This window comes from Egicoccus halophilus, from assembly GCF_004300825.1.
Classification (GTDB): Bacteria; Actinomycetota; Nitriliruptoria; order Nitriliruptorales; family Nitriliruptoraceae; genus Egicoccus; species Egicoccus halophilus.
This window is the reverse complement of record NZ_CP036250.1, coordinates 47,547-62,429: the sequence shown is the minus strand read 5'-3', so window position 1 is coordinate 62,429 and position 14,883 is coordinate 47,547. Positions and strand designations below refer to the sequence as shown.

Below are 14,883 nucleotides of genomic sequence, written 5' to 3'. Positions count from 1 at the left end.
AGGAGCCAGGCATGGTCACCTTCGACCTCAACGGTCAGGACACGAGCTATTCCGGACCGCCGGATCGTTCGCTCCTCACCGTGCTGCGGGAGGAGTTCGATCTCACCGCGGCCAAGCCGTCTTGCGAGATCGGGGTCTGCGGCGCGTGCAGTGTCCTCGTCGATGGCGAACTCGTCAGCTCGTGCTGCCTGCTGATCGGTCAGCTCGATGGGAGGGCGGTGCAGACGCTTGAAGGGATGCTCGAGGAACCGCAGATGTGTGATCTGCGTCGAGCCTTCGCAGAACACGGTGGCTTCCAATGCGGCTTCTGTACCCCGGGACATCTGGTCGCGGCGTACTGGCGGCTGCGAAACGGTCGCGAGACCGAGGACGTGGACAATCTCTGCCGGTGCACGGGCTACTACGGCATCCGACGGGCGATCGAGGCGGTCGCGTCGTGCCGTTGACGTTCCACCACCCCACGTCGCTGATGGCTGCATGTGAACTGCTCGCGGAACTCGACGACGCGCACCTCATCGCCGGGGGGGTCAGTCTCTCCCTGATGGTTCGTGAGGGGTTCGTCGAGACGGACCACCTCGTGGGCCTCGGTCGCGTCGATGGGCTTGGGGAAATGGCCCGGGTCGACGGGGCACTCGTGCTCGGAGCCCGTGTCACCCACGACCGGTTGGCACACTCCGAGTCCGTGAGGGAGGTGATTGGCTGCGCCCCTCGGGTGTTCGGGGGGATCGGGAACAGCAGGGTCCGAAACGCCGGCACGCTGGGCGGGAATCTTGCGCACGCGGATCCGGCGCAGGATCCGCCCCTGCTGTTGGCTGCCGCTCGGGCGGTCGCCGAGGTCAGATCCGTGCGCGGTACACGGGACGTGGCCGTCGCGGAACTCGCCACCGGCGTCTTCGAGACGGCGCTCGAAGCCGACGAGGTGATCGCGCGCGTGCGCGTGCCGGTCCCGGCCACGTCGCGGCGCTTCGGGTACTGCAAGCTGACACCGAACTCGCATGACGACTACGGAACGGCGAACGCCGCGGTTGCGCTCGAGTCGACCCCCGACGGCTCCGGGTGGTCGCTGCGGATCGTCGTCGGGGCGGTTGTCGCGACGCCGTTCGTTCTCGATGTCCCGGATGTGGATGTCGATTCGTTGGAGGCAGGGCTGCCCAGCGCCGTCACCGAAGCCCTGGCGACCATCCGCCCGCAGCACGACCGGAAAGGCACGCCGGCCTACAAGGCCGCACTGGCTCAGGTGGCCGTGCGACGTGCAGTGGACGCTGCCCTGCGGGACGACGCGTCGGCCGGACCGAGGAGTTCGGCGTGAACGACGACTCGGTCCTGACCACCCTACGCAGCCCCGACGACGCCCGCCTCACTGGAGCGCTGCGGTACACGGTCGAGGAAAGCCATGACGGTGCCCTGCATGCCGCCTTCGTGCTCTCACCGTCGGCACGCGCCCGCGTCGTCGACGTGGCTCTCGCGCCCGCGCTGGCGGTTCCGGGGGTCGTCGATGCGTTCAGCGGGCGCGACCTCGAGCCGCGGTACTTCGGCCGTTCACTGGAGGACTATCCGGTGCTCGCCAGGGACGAGGTGCGTTTCGTCGGGCAGCGGATCGCGGTCGTCGTCGCCGAGACGCCCGAGGCGGCTGCGCAAGGGGTGGATCTCGTCGAATTGCAGCTCGTCGAGGAGGACCCGGTCCTCACCGTGGACGAGGCGCTGGCGTACGGCCCCGCGCGTGCTGTGCATCGCAACGTTCGCGCGTACTCCGGCAGTGACCCCGATCACCCCGACGGCAATTATCAGGGCGGCGACATGAGGGCGGACCCGCGAGCGCAGGCGGTGATCGACCGCGCGCCAGCGGTTGCAGAGGCGACCTACCGCTGGGAACGCTCGCATGCAGCCCCGCTCGAACCCCACGCCTGCGTCGTCGATGCGACTGCCTCCAGGATCGACGTCCGCTCGACCACGAAGGAGCCGTTCCGTCTGCGCGAAACCCTGGCTCGGCTGGCGGATGTCCCGGTCGAGCGGGTTGTTGTCCGCCCTCTCCCGGTCGGGGGAGATTTCGGTTCGAAGGCCTCGCCGTTCTTGGACGCGCCGTGCATGATCGCCTCCCTTCGCAACGGCCGGCCGGTTCGAGCCACGATGTCGTACGTCGAGGAACTCACCACGACTTCCGCTCGCCACCCTGGTCGCATGACGATCCGCGTGGCGACCGATGACGACGGCATGCCCAGCGCGGTCGAGGTGGAGACACTGCTCGATGGCGGCGCCTTCGCCGCGATCAAGCCGCAGCCGACCCGCGTCATCTCCATCATCGGCATGCCGTTCGCTCCCTACCGGTTGCCAGCCCTGGACGAACGTGTCGCCGTCACCTACTCGAACACCCTCCCCGGTGGGCACGTGCGGGCGCCTGGAGAGATGCAGAGCACTTTTGCGGGCGAGTCGCATGTCGACGTCCTGGCTCGACGTGCCGGGATCGATCCCCTCGACTATCGGGTGCGCCTGGTCTCCGGTGTCGCATACAAGGACATTCTTGAGCGACTCCGCGTGGTCCGGGATCGCTGGCGGCGGGAGGCTGCGGCCGGCGATGAACGCACCCGTCGACGCGGGCTGGGCCTTGCAATCTTCCAACGAGCCGGTGGGAGGGGGCACACTGAAGCCGTGGCGTCCGTCGATCGCGACGGGGTGCTGATTCGTCTCTCGGTCCCAGAGCAGGGATCCGGGATGTACGAGGTCTTCCGTCGCATCGCCGCGGACGTGTTGCGGCTGCCGGCTGACCGGATCCGCGTCGAGACGGCGCCGACCAGCGATGAACTGCCCGATCGCGGCGCCGGCGCCAGCCGGGTCACCGTCGTCGCGGGCCAGGCGGTCCGTGACGCCTGCGTAGCCGTCCGCGATCTCCTCGGGGGCCGCCCTGTCGAAGTGACCGGCGACTATTGGCCGGGTGCCGTGTTGGGAGAGGGGGCCGCGCCGGTGACGGCGCGCGGTACCTACGGCGCCAGCGGGAAGGCGAAGCCCACCTACGGGGGGTTGCTGGTCGACCTCGCGGTGGACTCGGAGAGCGGCCATCTCGAGCTGCAGCGCGCCCATCTGGTGGTCGACGGAGGCCCGGTGCTCGACGCCGTGTCGTATCGCGGCCAACTCGAAGGTGGGTTCGCGTTCGGGCTCAGCCAGGCGCTGTACGAATCGCTCGTGTCGGAAGGCGGCCAGATCGTGACGGGCAACCTCGGCGACTACAAGTGTGCCGTCGCCGCCGACATGCCCCCGCTGACCATGGAGTTGCTCCCGGATTCCCGACAGGGCGGTTCGTCAGAGGTTCGGGGTGGGGTCGGTGAGCTCGTCAACCTCGGTGTGGCGCCGGCCATCGCGAACGCCTTGGCCGATGCGACCGGCATCCGGCTGCGGCACCTGCCGATGACTGCCAACGACGTCTGGGACGCGCTGCGGTCCGGACCTGCAGAGGAGAACCTTGATGGGTGACGCACTGCGCGTCGCGATCGTGGGGTACGGGCTCGCCGTGGCCCCCGTCGAGCGCGCCTTCCTCGCGCACGGCGGCTTCGACATCCGCGCGTGTGTCGACCCGTCCCAGCTGGCACGGCACCAGTTCGAGGAGAAGTTCGGCAGCGGCGCCTACGATTCGATGGATCGCATGCTAGACGACGTCGAACCCGACGTCGTCTATGTCGCGACGCCGACGAGGACACACCACGACCTGTCGGTGCAGGCGCTAGCGACTGGCGCCAGCGTCCTCGTCGAGAAGCCGATCGCTCTCGATTTGGACGAGGCCGTCCACATGATCGCCGAGGCCCGTCGGCACGATGGTGTCCTGATGGTGAACCACAAGCGCAGCGCGGATCGTGAGGTCCTCGCCATGCGTGCGGCCATTCGCCGGGGGGACATCGGAACGCCTCGATGGACGAGCCGGTTGCACTTCTCGGACTGGATGTACCGCTGGCGGGCAGCCGAGGAACGCGATCCGGCCGTCGGTGGTGTCGTATTGCGGCAGGGCGCCCACGAGTTCGACATCCTGCGCGGCCTGCTGCCGAGTGCGCCGGTCCGGCTGCGCGGCTGGGTCGGCGACCTGGCCGATGAGCTTCCCGGCGAGGGGGCCTACTCGGCGTGGATCGAGTGTAGTGACGGCTCGATGGCCACCTCGGTGTACAGCGGGTACGACCGCTTTCGGTCGGACGAACTCACGGCCGGCCTGCTTCCCCCAGGCTTGATCGGCGCCACGCACCGCACCTACCGACAGCACATGCAGGCCGGTGCGGATGAGTACCGGCTCAAGCAGACGGTCGGCCACCCGCGCGCGCCGGAGTTGCTCGAGGACCTGTACGGGTTCTCCTTCGCGATGTGTGGAGCTGGTGACGTCCGGACCGCGCCGAACGGATCGGCCTGGGTCTACGGACGTTCCGGGCGTCGGCGCGTGACGGTCGACGGGCCTGCGGGCACCGATTTGATCGTGGCCGAACTGCATGAGGCGATCCGGCACGGCACGGCACCCGCGCACGACGGATCATGGGGGCTGGCGTGCCTGGAACTCTGCGTGGCGGTCCGCGAGTCCGCAATGGTGGGCGAAGCAGTGCAGTTACAGCACCAAGCGTTCACCGCAGATGGGTTTCTCACGGACGATGCGCCCTTACGCAGCCTGGAGCACTAAGTCTCAGACAGACCGAATCGAACGCTCCAAACGGCGAGGACTTCTCATGGATCCGGATCAGATCGAACGCGTCGCGACGGCCTGCCGCGTGTTGGGAAAACTCGACGCGACACACGGGGCGTACGGGCATGTCAGCGTGCGAGCGGGGGACGACAGCATGCTCATCAAGGGGAAGGGCAAGGGACAGGCAGGGCTGCGCGACACACAGGCCAGCGACATCATCAGCGTCAGCTTCGACGTGGAACAGGTCGACGGGGACCCCGACGTGCGTCCGCCCAGCGAGAGCTTCCTGCACGCGTGGATCTATCGCCTACGCCCCGACGTGGAGTCGGTGGTGCACATGCATCCGGAGTCGGCGCTGCTGCTCACGATACACGATCTTCCGTTGCGCACGATCTACGGTGCGTACGGCCAGGGTGGTCGCATGGCGGCAGAGGGCATCCCCACCTACCCGAACAGCCTGACGGTCAGTGACCACGACCGTGGCCGTGAGTTCGCCGAGTTCTTCGGCGACCGGCGGGCGTGCCTCATGCGCGCCCACGGTGTCGCCGTCGCCGGTGGCAGTATCGAGGAAGCCGCGGTGGACACCCTCGTACTGAAGGAATTGACGGACATCACCTACAAGGCGTACCTGCTGGGCGGCGAACCTCCGGAGCTGCCAGAGGAGGAGCGCGCGGCCATTGCCAAGCCGTTGGATCCGGATCGACCGTTCGGCGCCGCCGGTGGGCAGGCCGGAGTGCTCGCCAACTGGACGGGCTACCGCCAGCTCGCCGGCGAGGCGTGACGGCCTCGCCGACGGCACGGCCGATGGGTCAACCCTCAGCTTCCGACGTCGGGACGTCGTAGGCGCGGAGCGTGCGGCTGGCTCGAGCGGCCAGTCCGGCGACGGCGACGGGCACGAGACCGCCGATCGACAGGGCCAGGACCGGTCCGATCACGCCGGCGACCGCCCCGACGTTGAGAATCCCGAGCGACGGTCCGCCACGGGTCGCAATCTGCTGGATGGCCGTGATGCGGCCCCGGATGTCGTCCGGAATCTCGACCTGTATGGCCGCCTGTCGGACCGTCGAGCCCATGGCGTCCATCGCGCCGATGGCAGCCGCGGCTGCGAGTGCGAGCCACAGGATCGGCGCCTGCGCGAGTGCGACGCAGGCGAGTCCGTACCCGGCGACGGACCAGAGCACCAGCCGGCCGCCGTGAAGGTGCTGGATATTTCGATAGACGAACCACGAGCCCAACAGTGCACCAGCCGGGACAGCCGCCGACAACAGCCCATACCCCGTGGCTCCGGCCTGCAAGACATCCTCAGCGAGCTCCGGGAGAATCGCCCGATACGCCCCGAACAACGTCGCGATCACGTCGAGGCCGAGCAGTTGGCCGATGATGGGACGACGCCGCACGTAGGAGAACCCCGCCCCGACGCTCCGTATGAACGGCGCTCGCGTGGTCGGCTTGTCGCCCGGCTTGAGCCTGAGCACGGCTAGCGCGACGATCAGGAACAGGTACGACAGCGCGTCGAACGCGTACATCAGCTCCGGTCCGTGGACCGCGACCAGGATGCCGCCCAGCGCGGGACCGATCATGAACGACAGCTCCCGGGCGGGTGTCACCAGCGCGAACGCCTGGACGAGCTGGTGGCGGGGGACCAGGTTCGGGATGAGTGCGCGCCGAGCCGGATTGTCGAAGGCGGCTGCCGTGGCATTCAAGAGCACGGCCAGGTAGATGTGCCACGGCTCGACGACGCCGAGCCAGGTGACCAGCGCGAGCCCGGCGCTAGTGACGAACGACCCCGCCTGCATGACCTGGACGAGTCGGCGCCGGTCGATCCGGTCGGCCAGCGCTCCCCCGAGCGGGCCGAGGGTGATGACGGCCAGGAACTGGAACAGGCCCACGAGCCCGACGAACAGGCTGGATTCGGTCAACAGGTACACGTGGTACAGGTTGATCGCCAGCGTGCCTCGCACACCGATCTCGGAGAACACGACGCCAGCGAAGTACAGCAGGAAGTTGGCGTTGCGCATTGGCGTGTCGCGCCGACCCATGCGTCCTCCCACCAGCCGCGGCCAGGAGCGTGTGGTGTCCGGTGCGTCCACCGGCCCGGACCGAGGGTGCGACGGTCCCGCACGGCGCCGGGCCGAGACCCCGTGGCGACGCATCTGGTCTGAACCCTAGACCATGCGAGACCGCACGCGACGCGCTCGCCGCATCCGCCCGCGCGAGCAGGGGCACAGCGCCGTCGCTGTGGTTGGCAACGGTGGGACGGGTCGCTATGGTAATTGCAAGGTACGAATGTAGGACCGTTGACCCTGCTGGTCGTCTGGAGGTGCCCCGTATGCCCGCGACAAGGACCGACTCGCTGCGAGGGCTGATCGATGCCGAGAACGGCACGATCAGCCGCGAGCTCTACACGCGGGAGGACATCTTCCGACAGGAACAGGAGCGGATCTTCCGTCGCTGCTGGCTCTTCCTCGGCCATGAGACGCTCGTGCCCAACCCTGGCGACTTCGTGCTGACCAGGATGGGCACCGAGGAGGTGCTGCTCGTACGGGATCGCAAGGACAAGCAGATCCGTGCCTTCCTCAACAGCTGTCGCCACCGTGGCGAGAAGGTGTGCCGCTACGACGAGGGCAACGCGCTGGTTTTCACCTGCCCGTTCCATGCCTGGACCTACGACTCGAAGGGCACGCTCGTCGGCGCCGCGGGTCAGAAGCACCCGGACTCCTACGCCGGCGCGCTCAACAAGGACGAGTGGAGCCTCGTCGAGGTCGCACAATTCAAGAACTACTACGGCACCCTGTGGGCGACATGGGACAAGGACGCGCCATCCTTCGAGGACTATCTCGGACCGTTCGCCGAAGCGGTGCGCTACATGTGCGAGGGCAGCGACGGCGAGGACAACGGTCTCGAGGTCTTCAAGCCGTGGCAGCGGTGGCGGTTGCCGACCAACTGGAAGGTGCCGGCCTTCACGTCGTCGCGCGACCCGGAGCACGCCGCGCTGACGCACCGCAGTGTCAACGCGGCAGCAATCGGCCCGATGCGCACTCTGGCAGGCGGCGAGCGGCAGAAGAAACGCAACCTGCTGCCCAACACGACCTACGTGGTCGGTGACCACAACCTCGGCCACGGCGGAGCGTGGACGGATTACCACGTGCCAGGGGTCGCCGACTACGTCGACGGCTGGTACGAGGAGGGCGTCGACGACTATTTCCGCGAGATGCATCAGAAGAAGCAGCAGAAGTACAAGGACCGGATCGCTCCGGCCTCCGGCCACGACGCCGGGCACATCTGCGTCTTCCCGAACTTCATCATGGATGCGTGGCGGTGGCGGATCTGGCATCCGCACGAACTCGGTGTGGTCGAGCGCTGGAGCCTCTTCGGTGTCGACAAGAACGCGCCGAAAGTCGTCAAGGACGCCGTCCGGCACTACGTGATGCGCTACAACGGGCCGACCGGCTGTACCGAGTCGGACGACATGGAGAACTGGAACTACGTCTACCCGGCCAGCCTCGGCGCGGAAGCCCAGAAGTGGAACTACAACTTCGCGAACGGCCTGGGCCGCGGCAAGACCCGCGAGGACATGCACCCGGGGCTCGTCTTCAACGACCACAGGACCGAAGAGGCTCATCGAGCGCGGTTCAGTCGCTGGGTCGCCATGATGGAGGCGGAGACGTGGGACGAGCTCTACCCCGCGCTCGCCGACGCCAACCACCGCATCTGGTGAATGCAAACCGCTGCCGTCACGGCGTGCGGCGCCGAGACGATGCCACCCGGGAGTAGATGGATGGGCGCAAGCGCCGACAACGACTACAACCTGAAAGGCATGCACGGGGCCGAGGTGTTCCGTGATCTGCCTGAAGGGCTCACGCTCAGGATGACCGACGGGTCGGAGGGAAAGATCCTCGCCAACCCCGGTGACGGTGCGTTCGTGATGATCGAAGTCACGTCCGACCCGAATGATCCAGCGCGGGTTGGCGAGGAAGAAACCGTCTTCTACTCCGACGTCGACTCGGTTGTCTCGATCCCTGGGGAGGACGCGAAGTGACAGATCTCAAGCAAGCTCCGCCGACGACGGCCGTGACGCCCGAACTGCAGTTGGAGGTCGAGCGTTTCCTGTTCCTCGAGGCACGCCTGCTGGACGAGCGGCGGTTGACCGAGTGGCTCGACCTGCTCGCCGAGGACATCCACTACTTCGCGCCGATCCGTCGCAACGTCAAGTACAACGACTGGGATCTGGAGGAGTCCGACCCGGAGAACGAGATCTCGTACTTCGACGAAGGCAAGGACATCCTCACCGGTCGGATTCGACAGCTGAACACCGGCGTCCACTGGGCTGAGGAACCCGTCTCGAGGTTCGAACACATCGTCACGAACGTCGAGATCGTCGAAGTCGATGGGGACGAACTGCACGTCAACAGCAAGTTCTTCTGCTACCAGAACCGGTTGGCGGACGAGGTGAATCACTTCGTCGGGCGCCGCTACGACATCCTGCGTCGCGACCCGGGAACCGGCTTCAAGGTGGCGAAGCGCAAGATCCTGCTGGCCCAGAACGTGCTCCTGGCCAAGGTCATCAACACGTTTTTCTGAGAAGGGGCGCGATCATTTCACGACGCATTGAGTGGCGCAGCCACCATGAGGACGAGAACACGCTCGTCATGGTGGACGGCGGATCGAACGCCGTCGTCCAGGCATGGTTCGCCGACCCGGAGGCGATCGCGGACTTCCTCAACGACATGGAAGCCATCCCGGGTTCCGCGGCCGCGGCCCCCGACGATGCCCACCGCGACCCCGATGCGTGGGGCGACCCCGTCGCGGTGCGCTCCGAGGAGGGTGACGTGCTGTTCATCGAGCCGGAGATGTTCTGGAACCGCATCGCCGCGCTTTTCCGTTCGCGCGGCAATGACCCCCACCCCTGGCGCGGCAGGCGTCCCTGACCTTCCGTGGCCCGGACCCGCGCCCCAGCCCGTGACGGTCAACTGGTTTCGTGGGTCCGTTGTCGTGTGCCGCGCTCGGCGACACGGCCTCGGCCGTGTCGGCAGCGGTGCGGCGTCGGGCATGCACCAACGCCGGACGGTCGACACCCATTAGGCTCGCCGATTCGGACCGAGAGCTGTCCGCAGCTACCGGACCCGGCATTCGACCTCGGGCGCGAAGTCCGATCCGGGGGATGCCAAGGTGCTGGCCGATCTGACCCGTACCGACCGTCACAATCACCGGCCGGTCGCTGGTGACAGCGAGTTGGCTGAAGCGGTCAAGACGCTGGCGCGGGCCCATCAGGGCCTGGTGTGGACCCGGCAGCGGCAGACCAACCAGCTGCGCTCCGCGCTGCGGGAGTTCTCCCCGGGCGCGCTCGAGGCGTTCCCCGATCTGTCGTCGAGCGATGTGCCGTGTTGAAGGTGGTCCCGACCCCGATTCAGGGTCGGCGGCTGTCACGTTCGAAGATCGCTGCGGCGCTACGGCGTGGCGGCCGTCAACGCAACATCGAGAAGCGCGTCATCGAGATCCAGACCGCGCTGCGCAGCGAGCAGCTCGAAGCACCGGTGCTCGTCGTTGATGCGATGGGCACCGCCCTGGCCTCTCTGGTTGCGGTGATCGACACGCTGCAGACCCAGATCGGCCAGCTCGAGCAACAACTGAGCGAACACTTTGAGGCGCACTCGGACGCCACGATCATCCGTTCCCTGCCAGGGCTCGGGATGATCCTCGGCGCCCGGGTGCTCGCTGAGTTCGGCGATGACCCGAACCTGATCCACCCTGGTTCTGGTGGAGGCTCCTAACCTTGGTTTCCAAGGAGGAGCTATGTCCACGATGGGGAGTTCAGGCAAGCCGCAGTCGCGGCGCTACACGCCGCGGGAGAAGGAGCAGGCGGTCCGGATGGTGCATGCGCTCCGGGAGGAGCTCGGCACCTCGCAGGGCACGGTCAAGCGGGTCGCCGATCAGCTCGGCTACGGGGTCGAGTCCGTGCGCGGCTGGGTCAAGCAGGCCGACATCGACGCCGGCGCCGCTGCGGGGACAACGTCGGCGGACAAGGCGAGGATCGCCGAGCTGGAGCAGGAGGTCCGTGAGCTTCGGCGCGCGAACTCGATCTTGAAGTCGTCAGCAACTTTCTTCGCGGCGGAGCTCGACCGCCCACTGCGGTGATGGTCGACTACATCGACCTTCACAAAGACGTCTACGGGATCGAGCCGATCTGCCAGGTGCTGCCGATCGCCCCGTCGACCTACTACGCCGCCAAGACCCGGCCGTCGTCCGCGCGGGCCCAGCGTGACGCGGTGCTGAAACCGGCGCTGCTGCAGCTGTGGAAGGACAACTTCCGGGTCTACGGGGCCCGCAAGCTGTGGAAGGCCGCCCGTCGTGCCGAGCATGATGTCGGACGAGACCAAGTGGCGCGTCTGATGCGCCAGCTCGGCATTCGTGGGGTGAACCGGTCGAAGAAGGTCCGCACCACGCGCCCCGACGGGCAGGCCGACCGGCACCCCGACCTGGTGGACCGCCAGTTCGTCGCTGCCGGTCCGAACCAGTTGTGGGTCACCGACCTCACCTTCGTACCGACCTGGTCCGGGGTCGCCTACGTGTGTTTCATCATCGACGCGTTCTCACGCATGATCGTCGGTTGGCGGTGCGCGTCGAACATGCGCACCCAGACGGTCCTCGACGCGCTCGAGATGGCCCGCTTCTCACGCGGCACCACGCTCGAAGGACTCGTGTGCCACTCGGATGCGGGCAGTCAATTCACGTCGCTGCGCTACGGCGAGCGGCTCGCCGAGATCGGCGCGGTGCCCTCCATCGGCTCCGTCGGCGATTCCTACGACAACGCCCTGGCCGAGGCCGTCAACGGCCTGTACAAGACCGAGCTGATCCGCCAGCAAGGCCCCTGGAAGTCCGTCGACGACGTCGAGCTCGCCACCCTCACCTGGGTCAACTGGTTCAACACCGTCCGCCTCCACGGCACCCTCAACGACATCCCACCGACCGAGTACGAAGACGCCCACTACCGTCACGCAGCGAGACCAACCAGCCGGTTGGAATCCAATGACCCGTGGACTTCCCCCCCGCGGGCCGGACACCGGCATATGCGGCCACCGTCGACGGTAGCGACTGGGTCTGCCGTTGGTGCTGTTCGTAGAGGGCTGGCGGGATCATCCCGATCGTGGAGTGCCGCCGTCGATGGTTGTAGCGATGGACCCAGACAAAGATCGCCCGGCGGGCGGCGGCTCGGGTCGGTAGGTGCAGCCGGTGGATGAGCTCAACCTTCAACGTCGCGAAGAAGCTCTCAGCAACCGCGTTATCGAGGCACGAGCCGGTCCGCCCGCACGACTGGGTGACACCCAGGTCGCGGCACGCGGTTCGAAACGTCTCGGAGGTGTACTCCGAGCCGCGGTCGTGATGAAAGATCGTGCCGTCCATCTTGCGTCGCCCACGGGCGGCGACCGCCATCTCGAGCGCATCGACGACCAGCGTCGCGTCGTGGCGGTCACCCATGGACCAGCCGATCAGCCGCCGGGATGCCAGGTCGATCACGGTGGCCAGGTACAGCCATCCCTGACCGGTGCGGACGTAGGTGATGTCACCGGCCCAGACGGTGTCGAGCAGTTGCGGCTGGAACCTACGGCCGACCAGATCCTCGATCGCCGGCGCGGCCTCATCCGCTTTGGTCAACGACCGACGACGCCGGGGACGATGGCCCTGCAGCCGTTCCTGGCGCATCAGCCGGGCGGTGCGCTTGCGGTTGAGCACCCACCCCTTCTCGACGAGCTCCGCCGTCATGCGCGGCTCGCCGTAGGTCCCGTCCGAGGCGGCGTGCAGATCACGGATCTCGTTGATCAGCCGCGCTTCGTCCCACTCCGCCTCGGTCGGCCCCTCGCCGCGCTCGAGCCAGGCGTAGAACGCCGATCGCGACACACCGGCGGCGGCGCAGGCAGCGTTGACGTTGAACCCTTCGGCCTTCCGGGCGGCCACGCAGCGATAGCGCGTCACTGCGGTGACTCCTTCACCCAGAAGGCCACGGTTCGTTTGAGCAGATCACGCTCCATCCGAAGCTTGGCGTTCTCCGCCTCGAGCTCTTTCAATCTGGCGCGCTCGTCAGGTGCGATGCCGCTGCCGGCGGCCTGTTCGTCCTGGTGGCGACGCACCCAGTTGCCCAGCGTGGAGTCGTAGATCCCCAGCTCCGCGGCGACCTCCGCGACCGGGCGGCCGGTCGTGAGCACCAGGTCGACCGCGTCGCGCTTGAACTCGTCGGAGAACTTGCGGCGCGGTCTTGGTTGTCGTCGTTCGTTGTCGTGTCCCATGCGGACATCCTGTCATCCAGGGTGTCCGGCTGCAGGGGGGAGGTCCACCGCCCCGATCGCCACCGCCGCGGTCGACCGGTTCATGCATCACGCCCACGTCGTGGTCACCGAAGGCGACTCGTACCGGTTCGCACAAGCCCGCGACGGCAAGGGGGTGACGCCCTTGGCTTGACCTCCGGCCGGGCAGAACTCATGTCCGCCAGCGGGGAGAACTCGTGTCCGCCAGCGGGGAGATCTCATGGCCGCCAGCAGTGAGCTCGAAATGGCCGTTGACACGCGCAGCAGGCGAACCCACCACCGCGCCCTCCGTGCCCTGGGCAACCGGCTCCTCGGGACCTCCACGGATTGCCTCCGACACCACACCCCCTACGACGAACACACCGCCTGGGCACACCGCATGACGCTTGACAGCTACGACCGTGGGATAGCTCGTGCACAGCTTGCGCGCCGCATGCAGGCTACGACCACTGTCGGAGCAAACTATTGACAAGGTCTAACCTATAGACCAGAGTGGTCGCGGGAGAACCGGCAGGGCTCGCTCCGCCGGGACGTAGTGCCCCGGGCCGCCGCACCGCGACGGCCCGCAGGCGGGTCGCGGCGCTCTCCCCGGCCGTCAGCGCCGACGTCGGACCAGACCGGGCCAGCTCGGAATTGTCCGGTCGTGAGCAGTGGATCGTATCCCTACACCGTTCCACCCGGAGTGAACCCATGAGAGCAGCAAACAGAAGGTCGGGGACGAAACGACGGAGGCTCGGCCGCTTCACCGCGGGAGGGGCCGCACTGGCGCTCCTGCTGGCGGCCTGCGGTGGCGCGGGCGAGGAAGACCAGGCCGCACCCGCCGCCGAAGAGCCCGAGGCACCCGAGGCAGAGAAGCCCGAGGGCGACGAACCGGAGGCCGATGCCGACGCGGCATCCGACGAGATCGACCTGAGCGACGCCGCGGCCTTCTATGAGGGCAACACGGTGACCTGGGTGGTGCCCTATGACCCGGGTGGCGGTCACGATGCCTACCCCCGCGCTTTCGTGCCGTTCCTGGCCGAAGAGCTCGGCGCGGACGTCGTCATCTCCAACGAACCCGGCGCAGGCGCGATGCTGGCGACCAACCGCTGGGCAAACGAGCCCAACCCCGACGGGACACGGATCGCCAACATCCCGACGGCCGGGGTGCTGATGCACCTGCTCACCGGGAACGACGCCGTCGAGTTCGAAGCCGAGGACATCGCCTGGCTGGGCGTGTTCGTGGACGAGCCTGCGGCGGTGAGCGTGGCTCAGGACGGACCGTTCGAGACGTGGGACGACGTGCTCGCGGCGGATCGGCAGCTGCGCTACGGGCTGACGGGCTTCGGGTCGTCACCGCACTTCACGCTGGCGCTGCTCGATGACGTCTTCGACCTGAACATGGATGTCGTCAGCGGCTACGGCAGCAGCGCGGAGATGAACCTGTCCATGTCCGCCGGTGACATCGACATGCTCGCCGGCAGCATCGGCAGTGCGCTGGCCCAGTACCGCGCCGGCGAGGCCCAGCCGGTGCTGGCCTTCATCGAGCCAGGGAACATGCCCGACGGTGCGCCGGACACCCTGCACAGCGTGTTCGACTACGTCGATGACCCGGACCTGCTCGAGATCCTGCAGGCGCACGCCAGCGTCTACAGCTCGGCTCGCGGGATCGTCGCCTCGTCGCGCATCCCCGAGGACCGGCTGCTCTACCTCGAACAGGCCATCGAGCGCGCGCTGAACAATCCCGAATTCCACGCCGTCATGGAAGAACAGGAGCGTGAACTCAACGTGCAGAACGGTGCCTGGTTCCGTGATGAGGTCCAGGTCGTCCTGAACGCACCGGACGAGTACCGCGACTTCCTGATCGCCGTCACCGCCGAAGGCGAGGACTGATCGTCGCGGGGTGGGCGGTGGGCCGATCCGGCTCACCGCCCGCTCTTTTCGCGCCAGCACGTC

13 protein-coding genes, 3 pseudogenes and 1 other annotated feature are annotated in these 14,883 nt (G+C 67.5%); of the genes and pseudogenes, 13 read left to right on the top strand and 3 right to left on the bottom strand.

The annotated features are described in order from the left end of the window. Nucleotides 1-11 precede the first annotated feature (11 nt). The 5 genes from ELR47_RS00335 to ELR47_RS00315 are packed head-to-tail and all read left to right on the top strand — an operon-like array spanning nucleotide 12 to nucleotide 5,429. Complete coding sequence (locus tag ELR47_RS00335; RefSeq protein ID WP_130648079.1) at nucleotides 12-446, top strand: (2Fe-2S)-binding protein; 435 nt, start codon at nucleotides 12-14, stop codon at nucleotides 444-446. Next, nucleotides 437-1,309, top strand: coding sequence for an FAD binding domain-containing protein (locus tag ELR47_RS00330; protein ID WP_130648078.1), 873 nt, complete (start codon nucleotides 437-439; stop codon nucleotides 1,307-1,309). Before ELR47_RS00335 ends, ELR47_RS00330 begins: the two co-directional genes overlap by 10 nt. Then, nucleotides 1,306-3,465, top strand: a complete 2,160-nt coding sequence (locus ELR47_RS00325; protein ID WP_130648077.1) for a xanthine dehydrogenase family protein molybdopterin-binding subunit — start codon at nucleotides 1,306-1,308, stop codon at nucleotides 3,463-3,465. The genes ELR47_RS00330 and ELR47_RS00325 overlap by 4 nt, the downstream gene beginning before the upstream one ends. Next, the gene (locus tag ELR47_RS00320) at nucleotides 3,458-4,645 is read left to right on the top strand and encodes a Gfo/Idh/MocA family protein (RefSeq protein WP_130648076.1); all 1,188 of its coding nucleotides are present in this window, start codon (nucleotides 3,458-3,460) and stop codon (nucleotides 4,643-4,645) included. Before ELR47_RS00325 ends, ELR47_RS00320 begins: the two co-directional genes overlap by 8 nt. 46 nt (nucleotides 4,646-4,691) lie before the next feature. Then, nucleotides 4,692-5,429 (top strand): class II aldolase/adducin family protein, encoded by a 738-nt coding sequence (locus tag ELR47_RS00315; RefSeq protein ID WP_165403741.1) that lies wholly within the window; start codon nucleotides 4,692-4,694, stop codon nucleotides 5,427-5,429. Between the two features lie 28 nt (nucleotides 5,430-5,457). Here ELR47_RS00315 and ELR47_RS00310 read toward each other — a convergent pair whose 3' ends face one another. Beyond that, nucleotides 5,458-6,687 (bottom strand): MFS transporter, encoded by a 1,230-nt coding sequence (locus ELR47_RS00310; protein ID WP_130648074.1) that lies wholly within the window; start codon nucleotides 6,685-6,687, stop codon nucleotides 5,458-5,460. A gap of 290 nt (nucleotides 6,688-6,977) precedes the next feature. On the opposite strand from ELR47_RS00310, the gene ELR47_RS00305 reads away from it, so the two are divergent. From ELR47_RS00305 to ELR47_RS00275, 6 genes and pseudogenes are all read left to right on the top strand, one after another. Next, nucleotides 6,978-8,366: an aromatic ring-hydroxylating oxygenase subunit alpha gene (locus ELR47_RS00305; RefSeq protein ID WP_165403740.1), complete on the top strand. Its 1,389-nt coding sequence runs from the start codon at nucleotides 6,978-6,980 to the stop codon at nucleotides 8,364-8,366. A 60-nt stretch (nucleotides 8,367-8,426) separates the two neighbouring features. Beyond that, entirely contained in the window at nucleotides 8,427-8,687 is a 261-nt protein-coding gene (locus ELR47_RS00300) for a hypothetical protein (RefSeq protein WP_130648072.1), read from the top strand. 32 nt (nucleotides 8,688-8,719) lie between these two features. Beyond that, nucleotides 8,720-9,229, top strand: a complete 510-nt coding sequence (locus ELR47_RS00295) for a 3-phenylpropionate/cinnamic acid dioxygenase subunit beta (protein WP_205745364.1) — start codon at nucleotides 8,720-8,722, stop codon at nucleotides 9,227-9,229. Between the two features lie 68 nt (nucleotides 9,230-9,297). Beyond that, on the top strand, nucleotides 9,298-9,576 hold the full coding sequence (locus tag ELR47_RS00290) for a hypothetical protein (RefSeq protein WP_130648070.1): 279 nt from the start codon (nucleotides 9,298-9,300) through the stop codon (nucleotides 9,574-9,576). A 169-nt stretch (nucleotides 9,577-9,745) separates the two neighbouring features. Next, nucleotides 9,746-10,386, top strand: a pseudogene (locus ELR47_RS18770) (IS110 family transposase); the annotation flags it as partial. 55 nt (nucleotides 10,387-10,441) lie between these two features. Continuing rightward, nucleotides 10,442-11,637 (top strand): annotated as a pseudogene (locus ELR47_RS00275) (IS3 family transposase); the annotation flags it as partial. Further along, nucleotides 10,741-10,857: a sequence feature (AL1L pseudoknot), on the top strand. Its footprint overlaps the pseudogene before it by 117 nt. On the opposite strand, the gene ELR47_RS00270 reads toward ELR47_RS00275, so the two are convergent. Together ELR47_RS00270 and ELR47_RS00265 are read right to left on the bottom strand one after the other, a co-directional pair. After that, nucleotides 11,597-12,601, bottom strand: coding sequence for an IS3 family transposase (locus ELR47_RS00270; RefSeq protein ID WP_420811111.1), 1,005 nt, complete (start codon nucleotides 12,599-12,601; stop codon nucleotides 11,597-11,599). The pseudogene ELR47_RS00275 and the gene ELR47_RS00270 sit on opposite strands and share 41 nt — an antisense overlap. A gap of 14 nt (nucleotides 12,602-12,615) precedes the next feature. Next, nucleotides 12,616-12,930: a transposase gene (locus ELR47_RS00265; protein WP_130648066.1), complete on the bottom strand. Its 315-nt coding sequence runs from the start codon at nucleotides 12,928-12,930 to the stop codon at nucleotides 12,616-12,618. Between the two features lie 55 nt (nucleotides 12,931-12,985). Between ELR47_RS00265 and ELR47_RS19270 the strand changes: the two are divergent. Together ELR47_RS19270 and ELR47_RS00255 are read left to right on the top strand one after the other, a co-directional pair. Next, a pseudogene (locus ELR47_RS19270) lies at nucleotides 12,986-13,102 on the top strand (ATP-binding protein); the annotation flags it as partial. Nucleotides 13,103-13,581: 479 nt separating this feature from the next. Next, on the top strand, nucleotides 13,582-14,820 hold the full coding sequence (locus ELR47_RS00255) for a tripartite tricarboxylate transporter substrate-binding protein (protein ID WP_130648064.1): 1,239 nt from the start codon (nucleotides 13,582-13,584) through the stop codon (nucleotides 14,818-14,820). Nucleotides 14,821-14,883: the final 63 nt, after the last annotated feature.